Annotated in this window: 19 protein-coding genes; 13 read left to right on the top strand and 6 right to left on the bottom strand. The window is 58.9% G+C overall.

What is annotated here, in order from left to right; genetic code table 11:
- The first annotated feature begins 31 nt into the window (after positions 1-31).
- The 3 genes from ACZ0A4_RS03830 to ACZ0A4_RS03820 all read left to right on the top strand — a co-directional run bounded on the left by ACZ0A4_RS03830 (position 32) and on the right by ACZ0A4_RS03820 (position 3487).
- Positions 32-1384 carry a nucleobase:cation symporter-2 family protein gene (locus tag ACZ0A4_RS03830; RefSeq protein WP_463573135.1) on the top strand — a complete coding sequence of 451 codons (1353 nt, stop codon included), beginning with the start codon at positions 32-34 and terminating at the stop codon, positions 1382-1384.
- A 159-nt stretch (positions 1385-1543) separates the two neighbouring features.
- On the top strand, positions 1544-2329 hold the full coding sequence (locus tag ACZ0A4_RS03825; RefSeq protein ID WP_463573133.1) for an outer membrane protein OmpK: 786 nt from the start codon (positions 1544-1546) through the stop codon (positions 2327-2329).
- 372 nt (positions 2330-2701) lie between these two features.
- Complete coding sequence (locus tag ACZ0A4_RS03820; protein WP_077571766.1) at positions 2702-3487, top strand: outer membrane protein OmpK; 786 nt, start codon at positions 2702-2704, stop codon at positions 3485-3487.
- 137 nt (positions 3488-3624) lie between these two features.
- On the opposite strand, the gene ACZ0A4_RS03815 is transcribed toward ACZ0A4_RS03820, so the two are convergent.
- Together ACZ0A4_RS03815 and ACZ0A4_RS03810 are read right to left on the bottom strand one after the other, a co-directional pair.
- Entirely contained in the window at positions 3625-4797 is a 1173-nt protein-coding gene (locus tag ACZ0A4_RS03815) for a patatin-like phospholipase family protein (protein ID WP_463573132.1), read from the bottom strand.
- Between the two features lie 35 nt (positions 4798-4832).
- Positions 4833-5765 (bottom strand): lipid A biosynthesis lauroyl acyltransferase, encoded by a 933-nt coding sequence (locus ACZ0A4_RS03810; protein ID WP_463573131.1) that lies wholly within the window; start codon positions 5763-5765, stop codon positions 4833-4835.
- A 117-nt stretch (positions 5766-5882) separates the two neighbouring features.
- Between ACZ0A4_RS03810 and minC the strand changes: the two genes are divergently transcribed.
- The 7 genes from minC (at position 5883) to ACZ0A4_RS03775 (ending at position 12685) form a co-directional block, all read left to right on the top strand.
- Positions 5883-6620, top strand: a complete 738-nt coding sequence (gene minC / locus ACZ0A4_RS03805; protein WP_463573130.1) for a septum site-determining protein MinC — start codon at positions 5883-5885, stop codon at positions 6618-6620.
- 169 nt (positions 6621-6789) lie between these two features.
- A complete protein-coding gene (minD, locus tag ACZ0A4_RS03800) occupies positions 6790-7602 on the top strand; it encodes a septum site-determining protein MinD (protein ID WP_007913953.1) in 813 nt (270 codons plus the stop codon).
- A complete protein-coding gene (gene minE / locus ACZ0A4_RS03795) occupies positions 7602-7856 on the top strand; it encodes a cell division topological specificity factor MinE (RefSeq protein ID WP_003223146.1) in 255 nt (84 codons plus the stop codon). Before minD ends, minE begins: the two co-directional genes overlap by 1 nt.
- Before the next feature lie 91 nt (positions 7857-7947).
- On the top strand, positions 7948-8583 hold the full coding sequence (locus tag ACZ0A4_RS03790) for an RluA family pseudouridine synthase (protein ID WP_034151766.1): 636 nt from the start codon (positions 7948-7950) through the stop codon (positions 8581-8583).
- 198 nt (positions 8584-8781) lie between these two features.
- The gene (locus ACZ0A4_RS03785; RefSeq protein ID WP_034151767.1) at positions 8782-10071 is read left to right on the top strand and encodes a M18 family aminopeptidase; all 1290 of its coding nucleotides are present in this window, start codon (positions 8782-8784) and stop codon (positions 10069-10071) included.
- Positions 10072-10274: 203 nt separating this feature from the next.
- Entirely contained in the window at positions 10275-10451 is a 177-nt protein-coding gene (locus ACZ0A4_RS03780) for a hypothetical protein (RefSeq protein WP_007965354.1), read from the top strand.
- A gap of 77 nt (positions 10452-10528) precedes the next feature.
- Positions 10529-12685 (top strand): mechanosensitive ion channel family protein, encoded by a 2157-nt coding sequence (locus tag ACZ0A4_RS03775; RefSeq protein ID WP_463573129.1) that lies wholly within the window; start codon positions 10529-10531, stop codon positions 12683-12685.
- A gap of 47 nt (positions 12686-12732) precedes the next feature.
- Here ACZ0A4_RS03775 and ACZ0A4_RS03770 read toward each other — a convergent pair whose 3' ends face one another.
- From ACZ0A4_RS03770 to ACZ0A4_RS03760, 3 genes are read right to left on the bottom strand one after another with little or no spacing between them, the layout of a single operon-like run.
- Complete coding sequence (locus tag ACZ0A4_RS03770; RefSeq protein ID WP_463573128.1) at positions 12733-12963, bottom strand: bacteriocin immunity protein; 231 nt, start codon at positions 12961-12963, stop codon at positions 12733-12735.
- Positions 12964-12982: 19 nt separating this feature from the next.
- Complete coding sequence (locus ACZ0A4_RS03765; RefSeq protein ID WP_463573126.1) at positions 12983-14425, bottom strand: S-type pyocin domain-containing protein; 1443 nt, start codon at positions 14423-14425, stop codon at positions 12983-12985.
- Positions 14426-14469: 44 nt separating this feature from the next.
- Positions 14470-14856 carry a hypothetical protein gene (locus tag ACZ0A4_RS03760; RefSeq protein WP_463573125.1) on the bottom strand — a complete coding sequence of 129 codons (387 nt, stop codon included), beginning with the start codon at positions 14854-14856 and terminating at the stop codon, positions 14470-14472.
- A 303-nt stretch (positions 14857-15159) separates the two neighbouring features.
- Between ACZ0A4_RS03760 and ACZ0A4_RS03755 the strand changes: the two genes are divergently transcribed.
- Positions 15160-16494 (top strand): amidohydrolase, encoded by a 1335-nt coding sequence (locus ACZ0A4_RS03755; RefSeq protein ID WP_463573123.1) that lies wholly within the window; start codon positions 15160-15162, stop codon positions 16492-16494.
- An 811-nt stretch (positions 16495-17305) separates the two neighbouring features.
- Here ACZ0A4_RS03755 and ACZ0A4_RS03750 read toward each other — a convergent pair.
- Complete coding sequence (locus ACZ0A4_RS03750; protein WP_463573122.1) at positions 17306-18019, bottom strand: UTRA domain-containing protein; 714 nt, start codon at positions 18017-18019, stop codon at positions 17306-17308.
- A 350-nt stretch (positions 18020-18369) separates the two neighbouring features.
- Here ACZ0A4_RS03750 and ACZ0A4_RS03745 point away from each other — a divergent pair, with 350 nt between their 5' ends.
- Together ACZ0A4_RS03745 and ACZ0A4_RS03740 are read left to right on the top strand one after the other, a co-directional pair.
- Positions 18370-19437 carry an ABC transporter substrate-binding protein gene (locus ACZ0A4_RS03745; protein WP_093441622.1) on the top strand — a complete coding sequence of 356 codons (1068 nt, stop codon included), beginning with the start codon at positions 18370-18372 and terminating at the stop codon, positions 19435-19437.
- A 176-nt stretch (positions 19438-19613) separates the two neighbouring features.
- Complete coding sequence (locus ACZ0A4_RS03740; protein ID WP_463573120.1) at positions 19614-20420, top strand: alkaline phosphatase family protein; 807 nt, start codon at positions 19614-19616, stop codon at positions 20418-20420.

Here is a 20420-nt window from a genome sequence, read left to right as displayed (position 1 = left end):
ATCACAAGAATAAAAAGATCCGAGGTGTTGCATGTCCGAGCTGTCCAAAGCGCGCATCCCCGACGCACCCGCCATTCAGCGATTGCCCCTTTTGCAACTGATCCTGGTCGGTTTGCAACATGTTCTGCTGATGTACGGTGGCGCCATCGCGGTGCCGCTGATCATTGGACAGGCCGCTGGCCTGAGTCGTGAAGAAATTGCCTTCCTGATCAACGCCGACCTGCTGGTCGCCGGCATCGCCACCATCGTGCAATCCTTGGGCATCGGCCCGATGGGCATTCGCATGCCGGTGATGATGGGCGCCAGTTTCGCTGCGGTCGGCAGCATGGTCGCCATGGCCGGCATGCCCGGTATCGGCCTGCAAGGCATCTTCGGCGCAACGATCGCCGCCGGTTTCTTCGGCATGATCATCGCGCCATTCATGTCCAAAGTCGTGCGCTTCTTCCCGCCGCTGGTGACCGGCACGGTCATCACCTCGATCGGTTTGTCGCTGTTCCCCGTGGCCGTGAACTGGGCCGGTGGCGGCGCCGCCGCAGCACAATTCGGCTCACCGATTTATCTGGCCATCGCCGCTCTGGTATTAGGCACCATTCTGCTGATCCACCGCTTCATGCGCGGTTTCTGGGTCAACATCTCCGTACTGATCGGCATGTGCTTCGGCTACATCCTGTGCGGCGCGATCGGCATGGTTGACCTGAGTGGCATGGCCAACGCGCCATGGGTTCAGTTCGTCACCCCGCTGCATTTCGGTATGCCGAAATTCGAACTGGCACCCATCCTGTCGATGTGCCTGGTAGTGGTGATCATCTTTGTAGAATCCACCGGGATGTTCCTCGCGCTGGGCAAAATCACCGGCCAGGAAGTCTGCCCGCGCATGCTGCGTCGCGGCTTGCTGTGTGATGCCGGCGCCTCGTTTGTCGCTGGTTTCTTCAATACTTTCACCCACTCCTCTTTCGCGCAGAACATCGGTCTGGTGCAGATGACCGGCGTGCGCTGCCGCTCGGTGACCATCGTTGCCGGTGGCTTGCTGATCGTGTTGAGCCTGTTGCCGAAAGCGGCATTCCTCGTCGCCTCGATTCCGCCAGCCGTATTGGGCGGCGCAGCGATTGCGATGTTCGGCATGGTCGCGGCCACCGGCATCAAGATTCTCCAGGAAGCCGACATCGGTGACCGTCGCAACCAGTTGCTGGTCGCGGTGAGCATCGGCATGGGCCTGATCCCGGTGGTACGTCCCGAGTTTTTCGCGCACTTGCCGCTGTGGATGAGCCCGATTACTCACAGCGGCATCGCCATGGCAACGCTCAGTGCGCTGACGCTGAACCTGCTGTTCAACATTCTCGGCGGCAAAGAGCGCGCAGCCATTAACGATTGCCACGCGCATTAACAGCATCACCGATTATCCCTGTGGGAGCGAGCTTGCTCGCGAAGAGGCCATGTCAGTCAACATCACTGTTGAATGACACACCGCTTTCGCGAGCAAGCTCGCTCCCACAGGGACTGTGCAACACCCTGCCTCAACAATAAAAACAAGAGGGAGCAACAGATGATTCGCACGCAAACCAACGTTCTGTTGAGTGGCGGCCTGCTGGCCGCGAGTCAAGCCATGGCCGGCGATCTTCTGCTGTGGCAGACCAACAGCCTCAGCTATCTGTACGGCAAGAACTTCGCGATCAACCCGTCGATCCAGCAGACGCTGACCTTCGAACACGCCGACAAGTGGAAGTACGGCGACAACTTCCTGTTCGTCGACAAGATCTTCTACAACGGCAAAGAAGATGCGAACAAAGGCCCCCACGCCTTCTACGGTGAATTCACCCCGCGCTTCTCGTTCGGCAAGATCTTCGACCAGAAACTCGAGTTCGGCCCGATCAAGGACGTGCTGCTGGCGATGACTTACGAGTACGGCGAAGGCGACAGCGAGGCCTATCTGATCGGCCCCGGTTTCGACCTCAAGGTGCCCGGCTTCAACTACGTCACGCTGAACATTTTCCGCCGCCAGACCGAAGGCCCCCGCCCCGGCGACGGCGTCTGGCAGATCACCCCCGGCTGGTCCTACAGCTTTCCCCTGGGCAATTCCGATGTGCTGATCGACGGCTATCTCGATTGGGTGGTCGACAACGATGAAAACTCGCGCGGTACCTACCACGCCAACCTGCACATCAACCCGCAGATCAAATATGACCTGGGCAAAGCCTTGGGCTGGAGCCACAAGCAACTGTATGTCGGCAGCGAATACAGTTATTGGAAAAATAAATACGGCGTCGAAAACACCCACAACTTCGACACCAATCAGAACACCGCCAGCCTGCTGGTCAAGGTGCATTTTTAAGATGGCCCGCAACCGTGCCCCATGCCTGTCGTCGGTGCTCTGTTGCGGGGCACTTGAGACCTGGCCGTTGAGTCAGTATTCTCCGCGGCCTCATGAATTCGGTCTAAAAAAAAGCCCGGATTTAATTCCTGACCGAAAAGCCAACTTATCCCGGCCCGGTCAGCACCGAGGCATCCCGAAAACACACTCAATCGACTGTTTTTCAGCAGCCGAGCGGGTGTTTTTTTGCTTTTCGAAAGCCTTGGCTCGGCTCTTGCTAACAGCAACGAAGCTGACCGATCGGATGACTTTTGCAGCAACGAAAAAAGGCGCCACACCAGAGCGCCGATCTTAAAAAAATAAACGTGGAAAACCTACTTTGGGAGCAACCGAATGAAACGTATGTGCACCAGCCTGATGCTCGCGGGATCGATGTTGGCCGGAGGCCAGGCTATGGCCGAGGGCCTGCTGCAGTGGCAGAACAACAGCCTGACCTACCTGTATGGCAAGGACTTCCAGGTCAACCCGCGCATCCAGCAGACCGTCACCTTCGAGCATGCCGATGCGTGGAAGTACGGGGACAACTTCTTCTTCCTCGACAAGATCTTCTACAACGGTGGCAAGGACTTCAGCAACGGTCCGAACACTTACTACGGTGAGTTCAGCCCGCGCATCTCGCTGGGCAAGGTGCTCGACCAGAAGATCGAGTTCGGCCCGATCAAAGACGTCCTGGTGGCGATGACTTACGAATTCGGCGAAGGCGATACCGAGTCGTACCTGATCGGTCCAGGCTTTGACCTGGCGATCCCGGGCTTCGACTACTTCCAGTTGAACTTCTACCAGCGCCACACCCAGGGTGCTCGCGCCGGTGACAACGTCTGGCAGATCACTCCGGTCTGGTCCTACACCATCCCGGTCGGCAAGTCGGACATCCTGATCGACGGTTTCATGGACTGGGTCACCGACAACGACTCCAATTCCAAAGGCGATTACCACGCCAACCTGCACTTCAACCCGCAGATCAAATATGACTTGGGCAAGGCGCTGAGTTTCGGCGAGAAGCAGTTGTATGTCGGTGTTGAATACGACTACTGGAAAGACAAGTACGGCATCGACGACACTGGTGCGTTCAAGACCAATCAGAGCACTACGAGCTTCCTGGTGAAGTTCCACTTCTGATGCGGGTGTAAGTGGCGTCTGCGAGGACGCCATCGCTGGCAAGCCAGCTCCCACAAGTTCTTTGGTGTAGACAAAATCTGTTTACGACGCAAAGCCCTGTGGGAGCTGGCTTGCCAGCGATTGCCGCACCACCGATCTCAGGCGGGAGCCACCGTTTCGGATATCCCGAGAAACCGGCACAGCTCCTCGCGCTTGGCCAACGCATCGCGCCGCCCCAGATCAATCAACTCGCTGCAATACCCCGCCTCGAATAGCAGATAACTCAACACCCCTGCCCCACTGGTCTTGGTCGCCCCCGGCCCACGCAAAAACAAGCGCAACGCCGCCGGCAATTCCTGGCGATGCCGCGCCGCGATCTCATCGATTGGCTGACTCGGCGATATCACCAATACCTCCACCGGTGCCACACCCAATTCGCGCGTCGGTGTGCCGGCGGGCATCAAGTGGCTGAACTGGTTGAGACGCTGGAGCAACTCGATGTCGCTCTCCAGGCTGTCAATGAACGTGCTGTTGAGCATGTGCCCGCCGATCTGCGCCAGCGTCGGCTGTTGGCCGGTGTAGGCGCGCTCCTGCGGCTGCTGCGGATCAAACCCGCGCGGGTTGCCGCTGACACCGACCACCAGCACCCGGCTCGCGCCCAAGTGCAATGCGGGACTGATCGGCGCCGATTGCCGCACCGCGCCATCGCCAAAATATTCATCACCGATTTTCACCGGCGCGAACAACAACGGAATCGCCGAGCTGGCCAACAGATGATCCACCGACAGTTGCGTCGGCACACCAATACGCCGATGGCGCAGCCATGAATCGATCTTGCCGCCGCCCTCATAGAACGTTACCGCTTGCCCGGATTCGTAGCCGAACGCCGTCACCGCCACCGCATGCAATTGCTTGCGCGCGATCGATTCGGCGATGCCAGGCAGGTGCAGCTTTTCATTGAGCAGTTCGCGCAGCGGCGAACTGTTGAGCAGCGCCACCGGCAGTTGCCGACCGAGGCCGAGCAGGCTGTGGCTGACAAAGCGGCTGGCCTGACGAATAACGCCGGGCCAGTCACTGCGCAGCACGCGATGGCTGCGAAAGCCTTGCCAGAACAAAGTGAGACGCTCGATGGCAGCGCGAAAATCCGTGGCGCCGCTGGCCAGACTGACCGCGTTGATCGCCCCGGCCGAGGTGCCGACAATCACCGGAAACGGATTGTCCGCACCCAACGGCAGCAACTCGGCAATCGCCGCCAGCACCCCCACCTGATACGCCGCCCGAGCCCCGCCGCCGGAAAGAATCAAACCTGTGACCGGTTCAGCTGGGCTCATCGCAACACTCCATGGTGCTTGAAAGGATGGGTGAATCAACCGCGTTTGGCGTACAGCTTCGGCTCGCCCGGTGGGCGGCTCTTGAAGCGACGGTGCGCCCACAGATACTGCTCGGGGCAGGCACGCAAAGCGCTCTCGACCCACTGATTGATGCGGATGCAGTCAGTTTCTTCGGTTTCACAGGGGAAATCTTCCAGCGGCGGGTGAATCACCAAGCGATAACCGCTGCCGTCGGCCAGACGCTCCTGGGTGAACGGCACCACCAACGCTTTACCCAAACGAGCAAACTTGGTGGTCGCCGTCACGGTCGCGGCCTGAATGCCGAACAGCGGCACGAAGATGCTCTGCTTGGCGCCGTAGTCCTGATCCGGCGCGTACCAGATCGCGCGACCGGAACGCAGCAGTTTGAGCATGCCGCGCACGTCATCACGCTCCACCGCCAGCGAATCGAGATTGTGCCGCTCACGGCCCTGACGCTGAACATAGTCAAACAACGGATTCTTGTGTTCGCGGTACATGCCGTCGATGGTGTGTTGCTGACCGAGCAACGCCGCGCCGATTTCCAGCGTGGTGAAATGCGCCGCCATCAGGATCACGCCTTTGCCTTCGCGCCGGGCCTTTTGTAAATGCTCCAGGCCTTCAACGTGGGCCAGCTTGGCTAGACGCTCACGCGACCACCACCAGCTCATGGCCATCTCAAAAAAAGCGATGCCGGTGGAGGCGAAGTTTTCCTTGAGCAGACGTTTGCGCTCGGCGGCGGATTTTTCCGGGAAGCACAGCTCAAGATTGCGCTTGGCGATGCGCCGCCGGTCGCCGGCCACGCGATACATCAGCGCGCCCAAAACTCGACCGATGGTCAGCAAGGCCGGATACGGCAACTGCACGATCAGCCACAGAAGCCCCAGACCGCACCAGAGCGGCCAGAAGCGTGGCGATAAAAATGCTTTTCGAAAACGCGGGCGATCCATTAAAGCTTCCGTAAATACAGTGGCCGCGCATTCTACATCGTTCGACCCGGCTTGCGGCCTGCGGGCGTTCTCGTTATAAGTCTCGGCACTTTTAGTGACAAGCCGTTGTATGCCGACATGAGCCAAACCGAACCGTTAGACCAAGATCCCGTATTCCAGCTCAAGGGCAGCATGCTGGCCATTACTGTGTTGGAACTGGCCCGTAACGACCTCGAAAGCCTCGATCGGCAATTGGCCGCCAAAGTCGCCCAGGCGCCGAACTTCTTCAGCAACGCGCCGCTGGTTCTGGCGCTGGACAAACTGCCGCCGAGCGAAGGTGCCGTCGATCTGCCGGGCCTGATGCGCGTCTGCCGTCAACATGGCCTGCGCACCCTGGCGATTCGCGCCAGCCGCATCGAAGACATCGCCGCCGCCATCGCCATCGACATTCCGGTGCTGCCGCCGTCGGGCGCGCGTGAACGACCGCTGGAAACACCCGAAGCCGAAGTCAAAAAGAAGCCGGAAAAACCGCTGGAACCGACCATCAAACCGACCCGTGTCATCACTACGCCAGTGCGTGGTGGCCAACAGATATATGCCCAGGGTGGCGATCTGGTCGTGGTGTCCTCGGTCAGCCCGGGGGCGGAACTTCTCGCCGATGGCAACATCCATGTATACGGCCCGATGCGCGGTCGGGCGCTGGCCGGCGTGAAGGGTGACACCAAGGCACGGATTTTCTGTCAGCAATTGAGCGCTGAACTGATCTCCATCGCCGGTCATTACAAGGTTTCCGAAGATTTGCGTCGCGACCCAATGTGGGGCTCGGGCGTACAGGTCAGCCTGTCGGGCGACGTGTTGAACATCATTCGGCTTTAACGGATACTGCCGCATTTTCCAAGCATCTCTAAAACGTAGCGAAAACGGCTCAAACGAAGTAGGAAAAAGGCTCAACGCCGAATTCCAGCCAAGGCTGTCCGACTGCAGTAGTTTTCAAGAGATGTTTTTCAGGGGCTAAAAAGTCCTTCTTCCTTAGGGGTGAAACACCTTGGCCAAGATTCTCGTGGTTACATCCGGCAAGGGTGGTGTGGGTAAGACCACCACCAGCGCCGCTATCGGTACCGGCCTCGCTCTGCGCGGCCACAAAACAGTGATCGTCGACTTCGACGTGGGCTTGCGTAACCTTGACCTGATCATGGGTTGCGAGCGCCGCGTGGTGTATGACTTCGTCAACGTGGTCAACGGCGAAGCCAACCTGCAACAGGCATTGATCAAAGACAAGCGTCTGGAAAACCTCTACGTACTGGCCGCCAGTCAGACCCGCGACAAAGACGCGCTGACTGTCGAAGGCGTGGAAAAAGTCCTGATGGAGCTCAAGGAACAATTCGAGTTCGTCGTCTGCGACTCCCCGGCCGGCATTGAGAAAGGTGCACACCTGGCCATGTACTTCGCTGACGAAGCGATCGTCGTGACCAACCCGGAAGTGTCCTCGGTACGAGATTCTGACCGCATGCTCGGCCTGCTGGCGAGCAAATCGCGTCGCGCCGAACGTGGCGAAGACCCGATCAAGGAACACCTGCTGATCACTCGCTACCACCCGGAGCGCGTTGAAAAGGGCGAAATGCTGGGCGTTGAAGACGTCAAGGAAATCCTCTCGGTAACGCTGCTTGGCGTGATCCCGGAATCCCAGGCCGTGCTCAAGGCATCCAACCAGGGCGTGCCGGTGATTCTCGACGACCAAAGCGATGCCGGTCAGGCTTACAGCGATACCGTCGACCGTTTGCTGGGCAAAGAAAAAGCCCACCGTTTCCTCGATGTCGAGAAGAAGGGATTCTTCGAGCGCCTGTTTGGAGGTAGGTAATGAACCTTTTTGACTTCTTTCGTGCCAACAAAAAGCCAAGTACCGCCTCGGTAGCGAAAGAGCGTCTACAGATCATCGTGGCGCATGAGCGCGGCCAGCGCAGCACGCCGGATTACCTGCCAGCCTTGCAGAAGGAACTGGTCGACGTGATCCGCAAGTACGTCAACATCGGCAACGACGACGTACATGTTGCACTGGAAAGCCAGGGCAGTTGCTCGATTCTGGAACTCAACATCACCCTGCCTGATCGCTGAGTCGATCCGGCAGGAACGACGGCGGTTCAGGGCCATCCCCACGCGGGAATGGCCCTGAACCGCCGTTGGCATTTGTTACGAGGCTGTTTTAATGCCGCTGTCCAACATCCACATCATCCATCAGGACGCCGCCGTACTGGTGGTGAACAAACCGACGTTGCTGCTCTCGGTGCCCGGTCGCGCCGACGACAACAAGGATTGCCTGATTACCCGTTTGCAGGAAAACGGCTACCCGGAAGCGCGCATCGTCCATCGCCTGGACTGGGAAACCTCCGGCATCATTCTGCTCGCCCGTGACGCCGACACTCACCGCGAACTGTCGCGGCAGTTTCACGACCGCGAAACCGAAAAGGCCTACACCGCTTTGGCCTGGGGTCAGCCGGAACTCGACAGCGGCAGCATCGACTTGCCACTGCGTTACGACCCGCCGACCAAACCGCGCCACGTGGTCGACCACGAATTCGGCAAGCATGCGCTGACCTTCTGGCGCGTGCTGGAGCGTTGTGGCGACTGGTGTCGCGTTGAGCTAACACCGATCACTGGTCGTTCGCACCAGTTGCGCGTGCACATGCTGTCGATCGGGCATCCGCTGCTCGGTGACGGGCTCTACGCCCACGAACAGGCACTGGCGGCATGGCCACGACTGTGCCTGCACGCGAGCATGCTCAGCTTCACCCATCCGCAAACCGGCGAACGCCTGCGCTTCGAGTGCCCTGCGCCGTTCTGACGGACACCACCGACCCCCTGTGGGAGCGAGCTTGCTCGCGAAAGCAATTGATCAGTCGACATTGATGTTGAAGGTGATACCGCTTTCGCGAGCAAGCTCGCTCCCACAGTTTTTTGCATGCATTTCAAGACCGCATGTCATGCCCCAAGCTTCAAGCCGATGCGTTAAACTCCCGCCCATTGCTGTCTGGAGTTTCTTATGCGCGAAGAGTTGAACCAAGGCCTGATCGACTTCCTCAAGGCCTCCCCTACCCCGTTCCACGCTACTGCCAGTCTGGTTCAGCGTCTGGAGGCCGCCGGTTACGTGCGCCTCGACGAGCGCGAGCCATGGACCACCGAGCCGAACGGCCGCTATTACGTCACCCGCAACGACTCCTCGATTGTCGCGATCAAAATGGGCCGCACTTCGCCGCTGCACGGCGGCATCCGCTTGGTCGGTGCGCACACCGACAGCCCGTGCCTGCGGGTCAAGCCGCAACCGGAACTGCAGCGTCAGGGCTTCTGGCAACTGGGCGTTGAAGTCTACGGCGGCGCACTGCTGGCACCTTGGTTCGACCGCGACCTGTCGCTGGCCGGTCGCGTGACCTTCCGCCGCGACGGCAAAGTCGAAAGCCAATTGATCGACTTCAAGGCACCGATCGCGATCATTCCGAACCTGGCCATTCACCTCAACCGTGAAGCCAATCAGGGCTGGGCGATCAACGCGCAGACCGAGCTGCCGCCGATCCTCGCGCAATTTGCCGGTGACGAGCGCGTCGACTTCCGGGCCGTGCTGACTGATCAACTGGCCCGCGAACACGGCTTGAACGCCGACGTCGTGCTCGATTACGAGCTGAGTTTCTACGACACGCAAAGTGCTGCGGTCATCGGCCTGAACGGTGACTTCATCGCTGGCGCGCGCCTCGACAACCTGTTGTCGTGCTACGCCGGCCTGCAAGCCTTGCTCACCGCCGAAACCGACGAAACCTGCGTGCTGGTGTGCAACGACCACGAAGAAGTCGGCTCCTGCTCGGCCTGCGGCGCCGATGGCCCGATGCTTGAGCAGACCCTGCGCCGCCTGCTGCCGGAAGGTGACGAGTTCGTCCGCACCATCCAGAAATCCCTGCTGGTCTCGGCCGACAACGCCCACGGCGTGCACCCCAACTACGCAGAAAAGCACGACGCCAACCACGGCCCGAAACTCAACGCCGGCCCGGTGATCAAGGTCAACAGCAACCAGCGCTACGCCACCAACAGCGAAACCGCCGGGTTCTTCCGCCATCTGTGCATGGCCGAAGAAGTGCCAGTGCAAAGTTTCGTAGTGCGCAGCGACATGGGCTGTGGCTCGACCATCGGCCCGATTACCGCCAGCCACCTCGGTGTGCGCACCGTCGATATCGGCCTGCCGACCTTCGCCATGCACTCGATCCGCGAACTGTGCGGCAGCCACGACCTGGCGCATCTGGTCAAAGTGCTGAGCGCGTTCTACGCCTGCCGCGAGCTGCCTTAAAAGCTTCGTCGGATCGCCGCCCGGAGCAAGCTCGCTCCCACAGTTTGAAGTGCATTCCAATGTGGGAGCGAGCCTGCTCGCGAAAGCGTCAGTCCAGGCAGCACAAATTTCATTTTGAAACCGGCTCAATTCTGATACACATCAGAACCGCTCCGCCAAAACCGACCTAGACTTACATCATTCATTTCGACAAGGCAGTCTCCATGATCTCGATGTCTTCGTTCCACGCCATGCTCATTCCGATTCTGAGCGGAATGATCCTGCTGGCCATCGGCTTCAACTTCCGTGACAAGAACGCCGGTGTTTTTGCCATGTGGGTTGGCATGCTGATGATCCTCGCCACTGTGGTCTACAAGATCCTCGCCAAACTCAACGAATAAATCCGCGCCCGGCTCGCATTGCTTTGGTGGGCCTCGTACACTCCAGCGAATCCGCCCCTTGCGAGGTTGACCGCCTAGTGTTCGCTCGTCTTTTTGCTTTGCCCAGTCTGTTCCTTGTCTGCCTGATGACGCTGCTGCCGCTGGCGCCCGCCCACGCGGTCGGTTTGCCAGGCCTGCTCAACACCAACAAAGCGCAGCCAGAAGCCCAGGAACCGCTCGGCCAGTCCCTTGACGAAGTCATCAAATCGCTGGAAAACGACAAGCAACGCGCGCAGTTGCTGACCGACCTGAAAAAGCTGCGCGACGCCACCAAAAAGGCTCAGGCCAGCCCCGAAGAGGGCGTGCTCGGCTTGATCGGCGGCACCCTCGCCAACTTCGAAAAACAATTCACCGGCGCCGATAGCCCGCTCAACCGCTGGGGCAACGAGTTCGAGCTGGCCAAGGACGAGCTGAGCGGCATGATGCTGCCGGCCAACGAGTGGCTGCCGATCATCTTCGGTTTCGCCATGATTCTGATGGTCTGGAGCCTGCTTGCCGCCGCGCTGATCTGGCTCGGCCATCGGGTGCGCATGCGTTTCGGCCTTACCGAAGAATTGCCGCAACACCCCAAAGCCCTCGACATGCTGCGCTTTGCGCTGCGCAAGCTCGGGCCGTGGTTGATCGCGTTGGTGATGACCGTTTACATGAGCTATGCACTACCGTCGTCACTGGGCAAAAGCCTGGCGATGGTGCTGGCTTATGCGCTGGTGGTCGGCACCTGTTTCTCGGCGATTTGCGTGATCGCGTTTTCCCTGCTCGACGGCCCGCACCGCCATCGCGCGCTGTATATCCTGCGTCATCAGGCGTTCCGGCCGTTGTGGCTGATCGGCAGCTTCGCCGCGTTCGGTGAAGCGCTGAACGATCCACGCCTGATCGAAAGCCTCGGCGTGCATCTGGCCCACACCGCCGCGACCATAGCCAATGTACTCGCGGCACTGTCGACCGGCCTGTTCATCCTGCGTTTCCGGCGACCGATCGCGCACTTGATCCGCAACCAGCCGCTGTCACGGCGCCTGACCCGCCGCGCCCTCAGCGACACGATCGAAATCCTCGGCACCTTCTGGTACGTGCCGGCATTGGTACTGGTCGGCATCTCGCTGTTCGCCACGTTCGTATCCGCAGGCGACACCAGTACGGCCTTGCGCCAGTCGCTGATCTGCACCGTGCTGCTGGTGATGTGCATGGTCATCAACGGCCTCGTCCGCCGGCACTCCTTGAAACCACAGCGTGGGCCAAAACGTCATGCGCTCTACTCCGAACGCCTGAAAAGCTTTTTTTACACCCTCGCGCACCTGGTGGTCTGGCTGGTCTTTATCGAATTGGGCCTGCGCGTGTGGGGCCAGTCGCTGATCGGTTTCGCCGAAGGCGAAGGGCACGACGTCAGTGTCAAACTGTTCAGCCTGATCGGCACACTGATTTTCTCCTGGCTGATCTGGATCCTCGCCGACACCGCCGTGCACCACGCCCTCACCCGCTCGCGCAAAGGCCTGGCGAATGCCCGTGCACAAACGATGATGCCGCTGATCCGCAACGTGCTGTTCGTGGCGATTTTCATCATCGCGTTGATCGTCGCGCTGGCGAACATGGGCATGAACGTCACGCCACTGCTGGCCGGTGCTGGTGTGATCGGTCTGGCCATCGGTTTCGGTGCGCAGTCGCTGGTCGCTGACCTGATCACCGGCCTGTTCATCATCATCGAAGACTCGCTGGCCATCGATGACTACGTCGACGTCGGCGGCCACCTCGGCACCGTCGAAGGTTTGACCATCCGCACCGTGCGCCTGCGCGACATCGACGGCATCGTTCACACCATCCCGTTCAGCGAAATCAAAAGCATCAAGAACTACTCACGGGAGTTCGGCTACGCGATCTTCCGTGTGGCGGTGCCGTACAACATGGAGATCGATGACGCGATCAAACTGATGCGCGAAGTCGGCCAGAAGATGCGCACCGACCCGCTGCAGCGGCGCAATATCTGGTCGCCGCTGGAGATTCAGGGTGTGGAAAGTTTCGAATCCGGCAGCGCGATTCTGCGCGCGCGGTTCAAGACTGCGCCGATCAAACAGTGGGAAGTTTCGCGGGCCTTCAACCTATCGCTCAAACGTCACCTGGACGAAGCAGGACTCGACTTGGCAACGCCGCGCATGAGCGTGCAGGTGATCACACCGGGCGCGGAGTATAAAAAGGACAACTGAACCGAAGGGTGCCCCCTATGGCAGAAAACGCCAATAGGGGGTTACTTCTACTGATCTTTGAAACCAGGCTTACCGTTAGCGGAGCGCCATTTTTTCACCTCGATTATAACTTTCTCAGGCCCATCCTTACCTTCTTCCGGGTAGTAGATCAAATCTGAGCCAGAAGGATGCTCAGCTAGCTGCTTAAACTCAAGAATGGCAGCAATTTGCTGTTTCTCTGTACGAAATTCTGAGTTATAGATTTTTTTGACAAACTCAAGAAAACTTTTTTCGCTCATTTCCTGTATCGATTTCACATCAAAGCCCTTTATGAATTTCAATATGCGCCTTAGGGGTGACAATACTTATATTGTCAGCATTATATAAATCCCCACCCTCTGCCAAACCCATCTTGTGATGCAGCTCGTACTTCACTCTTGCTCCCGCAAAATCACTATCTCTTACTATCGGAGCTTTACCTTTTTTCATTTCATTTAAACTCGCCGCATTAAACAATTCAGCTAATCTTTCCTCGTTGAAAACAGCCTTCCACAATCTCTCTCTAAAAGCCCTGAAGCTTTTGAACTGCCTCCCTCTCAACTTCTCAGCGATCTCCGCTGGAATCGCCGCCCCCTCACCTTGCGCAGCCCCCTCCAGCCATCGACCCACAACCGGCTCTCCATAGCCGCTGGCAACCCCCGGATCATTCCGACGGTCCCGGAACATGACGTACTGCGGTGGCAGTCCCGATTCCGGCGGGAAAACCAGAATGAAGTCGTCGAAGTGAATGTTGCCCGGGACTGGATAGGTATCGATCCGTCCTTCAATCGGGACGAGATTGCCGCCGAAGTATCGCGGTAGAGCTGACTCTTCGACGGGCAACTGCGTTGAACTGTCAGTCGGCGTTACTGAGGGCGTCCAGACCACGGTTGTTGGCGGAAGGTCAGTAAGCGTGGTGGCGTAGGTGTTATCCCCGGGGTTATAGCCAGCTGCAATCACTCGCACGCCGGAAGGGAGTCTTTTGCCGCCTACCGGAACAACGAGCAGTTCTGCAAGATTGCCTGTCAATGGCCGGGGACTTAAACGTACGGGTAAATCCAGCAACGCCCTTTCGCTTGCCAGCCTGTGCAGATCCGGTAAAGGCCCGGGAAGCAGGTCCGACAACGGAAGGCTGAGCAGAAAGCGTTCAGGCAACTCACCATTGCCCAGCGTCGGTGAGTAGATGAACGCACTCACACCCACCATCAGACCCGACGCCGTGCCTGCAGCGAGACCCGACAGGCCGGCTACCGCCGAGCGAATGACGGCAGCTAGCCCCGCCATCAGATTGTCCGCGATCGCAACCGCACCGCCGGATGTCGCAAATACCAGTTGGGCGTTGCTGACATTGCCCTGAAGGCGCAAAAGGCTGCCATGACCGCGGCTACGTTGCTGCTCCTCAAGCAGGCGATTGGCCTCTTCGATGGCCTCCCGCCGATGCTGCTCCTCAGCGGCCAGGCGGGCCTGTTCTTCTTCGAGCTGCCTGAGTTCATTGGCGGCGGCCTGCCGCGCCAGTTCTTCCGCCAGCCGTCGAGCATGCTCTTGAGCGACGCGGGCCTGTTCCTGTGCAAGCTGCCTGGCGTGTTCCGCCGCCAACCGCGCGTGCTCCTGGGCGATCCGCTCGGCTTCCTGCGCTTGCACCACAGCAATCATGCCTTTGACCGTGGCCGACTGGCTGTTCAACAAGTTGATGCCTTCGACCAGCAACTTGGCATTGAACAAGGCGCTATAGGCCTGCCGAACGCTGACACCGCTGCCTCGCCGATTTACCTGTGGTAACCGGCCACCGTTAAAAAAGTTTCAATTTGGGCATGACTGAAACGTTGAATGGCAACGTCTCTCGCCACGAAAAACGCATTGAATTTACGTGTCGTCAGCGAATCCCTGAATCGCATCTCCCGCGCCAGCGCATCCAAAGGAGGCAATACACTTTGATCACCTGCTGCCCGCACTTCTGCCAGTTCATGTTCAATGACCTGAGCAATATTCCTGGAAGTATCTTTATAGATACTTTCCATATCGAGTATCTCACCCAAAGGCGCAAAGTTGATGTTTGGCCCCGAACCGTCTCCCGCCCCTAAATAATGTAAATATTCATCTTGTTTATCCGGACGCACCACACTCGGCGGAAGCGTTATTCCATTACGCTGCATTTATAATCCTCCATGGACAATAGTTTTGTCGCGCTGGCCGGTCACCTTCAAACAGCCAATAACGTGACCGGCACCTAGAGAAATTTATGGAAATAAATGCTGCGCAGTGCGGTACATATTTATCGTGCGCGGTTTTTCTGTCACGCCGGACGGAACTGATAAAGCAGTAGGAAGTTTCTCTACTACTCTTTTTCTTCAGCAACTTTGGAAGGTAGCGCAGCGCTTCAATCACTCAAGAGCACTTACCTGCTGGGCGTTTGTCACAGACAGGGAAGCCAAGAACAATAAACAAGGAGAAACCCGATGCAGCTGACACGCATTGCCCAAGCCGTTTTCATTACCCTGCTCGCTGGTCACGCCGGTGCTGCCACGCTGGACAGCACCCGCGAACAAATCGCCGCACAAGCCAAACAGCTTGAGCCCGAACTGCTCGAAACCCGCCGCGATATCCATGCCCACCCGGAACTCGGCAACACGGAAAAACGCACCGCAGACCTGGTCGCCAAACAACTCAAAGCCATGGGCCTCGAAGTCAAAACCGGCGTCGCCCGCACCGGTGTGGTTGCCATCCTCAAAGGCGCCCTGCCCGGCCCGACCGTGGCCCTGCGCGCCGACATGGACGCGCTGCCGGTCAAGGAAGTTTCCGACCTGCCGTTCGCCTCGAAAGCCAAAGGCACCTACCTCGACAAAGAAGTCGACGTCATGCACGCCTGCGGCCACGACGCCCACACCGCCATCCTGCTCAGCACGGCGAAAATTCTCACGGGCATGCGCGACACATTACCCGGCACCGTGGTGTTCTACTTCCAGCCCGCCGAAGAAGGCCCGAGCGACTTCATCCCCGACGGCAAAAACACCTGGGGCGCAAAAATGATGGTCGAGGAAGGCGTAATGAAATCACCGAAACCTGACGCGGTTTTCGGCCTGCACGTCTGGGCCGGCATACCCGCCGGCCAGATCGCCTACCGCCCAGGCGCCACCCTCGCCAGCTCCGACGACCTGCGCATCAAAATCCTCGGCAAACAGACCCACGCCGGCCGCCCATGGGACGGCATCGACCCGATCACCGTCGGCGCACAAACCATCGTCGGCCTGCAAACCGTGGTCAGCCGCCGCACCGATATCTCCTCGTACCCGTCAGTGGTCAGCATCGGCACCATCAACGGCGGCACGCGCTACAACATCATTCCCGAATCGGTCGACATGACCGGCACGATCCGCTCGTACGACTACGGTATCCGCCAGAAACTGCACGCCGACGTACGCCAGACCGTGGAAAAAATCGCCGAAAGCGGTGGTGCGAAAGCCGACGTCACCATCATCGAAAAATACGACCCGACGATTAACAACCCGGCACTGACGGAAAAAATGCTGCCGACGCTGAAGTGGGCGGCCAAGGATGATGTGGTGAATGCGCCGTTGGTGGGTGGCGCGGAAGACTTCTCGTTCTTTGCCAAGGAAGTGCCGGGGCTGTTTTTGTTTCTGGGCGTGACCCCGAGGGATCAAGACATGAGCAAAGCGGCGCCGAATCACAATCCGGGGTTCTTTGTGGATGAGTCGGCGCTGGTGGTGGGCGTGAGGACATTGGCGTCGTTGGCGACGGATTATCTGTATGCCAATGCGCGGGTCGACAAGTAGAGATGAGGTGACTGTTGGGGCGCTTTCGCGAGCAAGCTCGCTCCCACAGGGATTGAGTACATCCGACAGAGATTGGTCGGCTGTCCGGGCGCTTTCGCGAGCAAGCTCGCTCCCACAGGGATTGAGTACATCCGACAGGGATTGGTCGGCTGTCCGGGCGCTTTCGCGAGCAGGCTCGCGCCCACAGGGATTGAGTACATCCGACAGAGATTGATCGGCTGTCAGGCCGCCATCGCGAGCAAGCTCACTCCTACAATTGGATTGAGTACATACGACAGAGATTGGTCGGCTGCCCGGGCGCTTTCGCGAGCAAGCTCGCACCCACATTTTGACCATATGCAGCCTGGCAGAAATTGGTCGGCTGTCAGGCCGCCATCGCTGGCAAGCCAGCTCCCACAAGGATTGAGTCCAACCGGCAAACCTATATCGCTTCGGCTTCTCACCACTCAACACAATGAGCGCAAGCTCGAGTACCGCTCTTGATCTTGCCGTGCCGGCCCCTTCGGCAGGCTGAGTGGAGGGATTGATCCGGGGGTGGGAGCGTAGCGACCGTTCGACGAAGTCGAACACATCGAGAGGAGGTGCAGCGAAGCAAACCGGAGGCGATGCGCCCGGATCGATCCCGTAACGAAGGAACCCCGAGCCCCAGCGAGCGGGCCGAACGCCGGGGCCCAGCCTTTTGCTTACTTTTCGGCGTCTGCAAAAGTGACTCGCTGTAAGAGCGAAACCGCCAGCGGCGACACCCGCAGAAACGGATATACACCTAAACCCCCAAGAACCTGGTCGGCCCACAGGCCGCCAAGGTCAAAGCTCAAACCACATCAACCCCGACGTGAATCGCATCATGCCGCCAAAACTCCAGATCACAATCAATCAACCGCTCATGCTGATCATAATTAACCCGAGCAATCCGCAACCCCGGACTCCCCACTGACACCCGCAAAGCCGCCGCCGCATCCACCGATAACGACGTAGGCACAATCTCAAAGCGCACCCGCCCATAGTGCAAATCAAAATGCCGCGCATAAAGCTCAGTCATCGACTGATTCAAATCAAACTCAAGAATCCCCGGAAAAAACTGCGGATTCAAATAGTGCTCCACATACAACACCAGCCGCCCATCAATGCGCCGCGACCGGCAAATCTGAATCACGCTCGACAACGCCGGCAGTTGCAGCCAGGCACACACCGCCGCCGAAGCCGGCTGCAACCGCGCCGAAATCACCTCAGTCGACGGCACCCGCCCCTGCGCACTGACCATCGCGTGAAAGTGACTGCGCTGCATCAGGTTGTAGGCCAGACGCGGCGGTGACACGAACCAGCCGCGCCGCTCCTCGCGATAAATCTGCCCCTGCGCCTCCAGTTGCAACAACGCCTCACGCACGGTAATCCGCGTGGTGCCAAACAACTCACTGAGCTTGCGCTCGGCCGGCAACTTGCTGCCCGCCGCCAGCAAGCCGTGGTCGAGTTGCTCTTGCAACACCTGGCAAATCGCTGTCACCGCTTTTGTTGCCTCATCGCGCATCAACGTTACCTATCTGGACTAGACCAGCACTGTTTCGGGGCAAAACCGCACGGCAATCGAGCCGTTTCCGTGTGTTGCAAGCCTAGGCAGTGCAGATGACCGAGAGATGACAAAACTACCGAACGGTCATGCTCATAGCTTGCAATACATCGGCCAAGTCCCTTGTCTTCGGGGGCCTGAGCATGGTCTACGCTTATCGGGCAGCCGCTGATATCGGGCAAACAATAGGCCTGACGCAGGGCCACCGACATCAAAGTGTCATCCAGCCCCCTTAAATTGGCTCAGGTATTGCTGACCTAGACCAACACAAACCGCAATCGCAGCGTTGAACACGACCAAGGAGCTTCGGAATGAAACAGCTTTTCCTGGCAACACTGTTAGGCTCGACCATTGCAATGTGCACCTCCGCCATGGCGGCCGGCACCGATCTGAAAACCCTCGAAGCCGCTGCGAAAGCGGAAGGCGCCGTCAATAGCGTCGGCATGCCCGATGACTGGGCCAACTGGAAAGGCACCTGGGAAGACCTGGCCAAGACTTACGGCCTGAAACACATCGACACCGACATGAGTTCGGCTCAGGAAATCGCCAAGTTCGCCGCCGAGAAAGACAATGCCACCGCCGACATCGGCGACGTCGGTGCCGCCTTCGGCCCGATCGCGGTCAAGCAAGGCGTAGTGCAACCGTACAAACCAAGCACCTGGGATCAGGTCCCGGACTGGGCCAAGGACAAGGACGGCAACTGGGCACTGGCCTACACCGGCACCATTGCCTTCATCGTCAATAAAAAGCTGCTGCACGGCTCCGAAGTACCGACCAAATGGGCAGACCTAAAGGGCGGCAAATACAAGGTCTCGATCGGTGACGTGAGCACCGCCGCACAAGCTGCCAACGGCGTTCTGGCTGCCGCACTGGCCAACGGTGGCGACGAGAAAAACATCAAGCCTGCGCTGCTGCTGTTCGCTGACATCGCCAAGCAAGGTCGTCTGTCGATGGCCAACCCGACCATCGCCACCATGGAAAAAGGCGAGATCGAAGTCGGTGTAGTCTGGGACTTCAACGGCCTCAGCTACAAAGCCAAGATGGCCAACCCGGATGACTACGTGGTGTTGATTCCGTCCGACGGTTCGGTGATTTCCGGCTACACCACGATCATCAACAAGTACGCGAAAAACCCTAACGCCGCCAAGCTGACCCGCGAATACATCTTCAGCGATGCCGGCCAGACCAACCTCGCCCGCGGCAACGCGCGCCCGATCCGCGCCGAACACCTGCAACTGCCGGAAGACGTGAAGGCCAAACTGCTGCCGAACGAGCAGTACAAGAAGGTCACCCCGATCAAAGACGCCGATGCGTGGGAAAAAACTTCCAAGGCCCTGCCACAGGCGTGGAACGAAGAAGTCATCGTAGAGATGAAGTGATGGCTTGACCCACTGTTTGATCCGACAAAGATCCCTGTGGGAGCGAGCTTGCTCGCGAATGCGGTTATTCATTCAACATTGATGTTGGCTGACATGACGCCTTCGCGAGCAAGCTCGCTCCCACAAGGGATTGAGTGGATTTCGGAATATTTGAATTTCGCGGAGTTTTTGCCCCTATGAAGCACAACGTCATCCTTGTCGTGCTCGACGGCCTCAACTACGAGGTCGCGCGTCACGCCATGGGGCATCTGCAGGCTTATGTTGGCGCAGGACGCGCCGCGCTCTATCAGTTGGAGTGCGAGCTGCCGGCCCTGTCCCGACCGCTTTATGAATGCATCCTCACCGGCGTGCCGCCGATCGACAGCGGCATCGTCCACAACAACGTCTCGCGCCTGTCCAATCAGCGCAGCATTTATCACTACGCCCGCGATGCTGGTCTGAAAACGGCTGCGGCGGCGTATCACTGGGTCAGCGAGTTGTACAACCGTTCGCCGTTCGTGGCAGCACGCGACCGCCACACCGACAATCTGTCGCTGCCGATCCAGCACGGGCATTTCTACTGGAGCGATCACTACCCGGATTCGCACCTGTTCGCTGACGCGGAAAACCTGCGCCTGCGCCACGATCCGGACTTCCTGCTGATTCACCCGATGAACATCGACGACGCCGGGCACAAGCACGGCCTCGACTCTTCGCAATACCGCAACAGCGCGCGCTTCGCCGACATCATCCTTGCCGACTATTTGCAGAGCTGGCTCGACGCTGGCTATCAGGTATTGGTGACCGCCGACCACGGCATGAACAACGATCGCTCGCACAACGGCCTGTTGCCGGAAGAACGTCAGGTGCCGCTGTTTGTCCTCGGTGATGCGTTCAGCCTAGACGCCGGCGCAGCGCCGAAGCAAACGGAAATCTGCGGCACCGTTTGCGAACTGCTCGGCGTGCCCCACGACAAACCTGTGTGCCGGGAGCTGCTCAAGTGA

It is taken from the genome of Pseudomonas sp. AC172 (assembly GCF_979258595.1).
Note: the sequence above shows the minus strand (reverse complement) of the source record. Positions and strands in the feature narration are given on the sequence as shown.

Coding starts and splice junctions, on each gene's coding strand:
- ACZ0A4_RS03830 (WP_463573135.1), top strand. CDS start 32: ATGTCCGAGCTGTCCAAAGCGCGCATCCCCGACGCACCCGCCATTCAG.
- ACZ0A4_RS03825 (WP_463573133.1), top strand. CDS start 1,544: ATGATTCGCACGCAAACCAACGTTCTGTTGAGTGGCGGCCTGCTGGCC.
- ACZ0A4_RS03820 (WP_077571766.1), top strand. CDS start 2,702: ATGAAACGTATGTGCACCAGCCTGATGCTCGCGGGATCGATGTTGGCC.
- ACZ0A4_RS03815 (WP_463573132.1), bottom strand. CDS start 4,797: ATGAGCCCAGCTGAACCGGTCACAGGTTTGATTCTTTCCGGCGGCGGG.
- ACZ0A4_RS03810 (WP_463573131.1), bottom strand. CDS start 5,765: ATGGATCGCCCGCGTTTTCGAAAAGCATTTTTATCGCCACGCTTCTGG.
- minC (WP_463573130.1), top strand. CDS start 5,883: ATGAGCCAAACCGAACCGTTAGACCAAGATCCCGTATTCCAGCTCAAG.
- minE (WP_003223146.1), top strand. CDS start 7,602: ATGAACCTTTTTGACTTCTTTCGTGCCAACAAAAAGCCAAGTACCGCC.
- ACZ0A4_RS03790 (WP_034151766.1), top strand. CDS start 7,948: ATGCCGCTGTCCAACATCCACATCATCCATCAGGACGCCGCCGTACTG.
- ACZ0A4_RS03785 (WP_034151767.1), top strand. CDS start 8,782: ATGCGCGAAGAGTTGAACCAAGGCCTGATCGACTTCCTCAAGGCCTCC.
- ACZ0A4_RS03780 (WP_007965354.1), top strand. CDS start 10,275: ATGATCTCGATGTCTTCGTTCCACGCCATGCTCATTCCGATTCTGAGC.
- ACZ0A4_RS03770 (WP_463573128.1), bottom strand. CDS start 12,963: ATGAGCGAAAAAAGTTTTCTTGAGTTTGTCAAAAAAATCTATAACTCA.
- ACZ0A4_RS03760 (WP_463573125.1), bottom strand. CDS start 14,856: ATGCAGCGTAATGGAATAACGCTTCCGCCGAGTGTGGTGCGTCCGGAT.
- ACZ0A4_RS03755 (WP_463573123.1), top strand. CDS start 15,160: ATGCAGCTGACACGCATTGCCCAAGCCGTTTTCATTACCCTGCTCGCT.
- ACZ0A4_RS03750 (WP_463573122.1), bottom strand. CDS start 18,019: ATGCGCGATGAGGCAACAAAAGCGGTGACAGCGATTTGCCAGGTGTTG.
- ACZ0A4_RS03745 (WP_093441622.1), top strand. CDS start 18,370: ATGAAACAGCTTTTCCTGGCAACACTGTTAGGCTCGACCATTGCAATG.
- ACZ0A4_RS03740 (WP_463573120.1), top strand. CDS start 19,614: ATGAAGCACAACGTCATCCTTGTCGTGCTCGACGGCCTCAACTACGAG.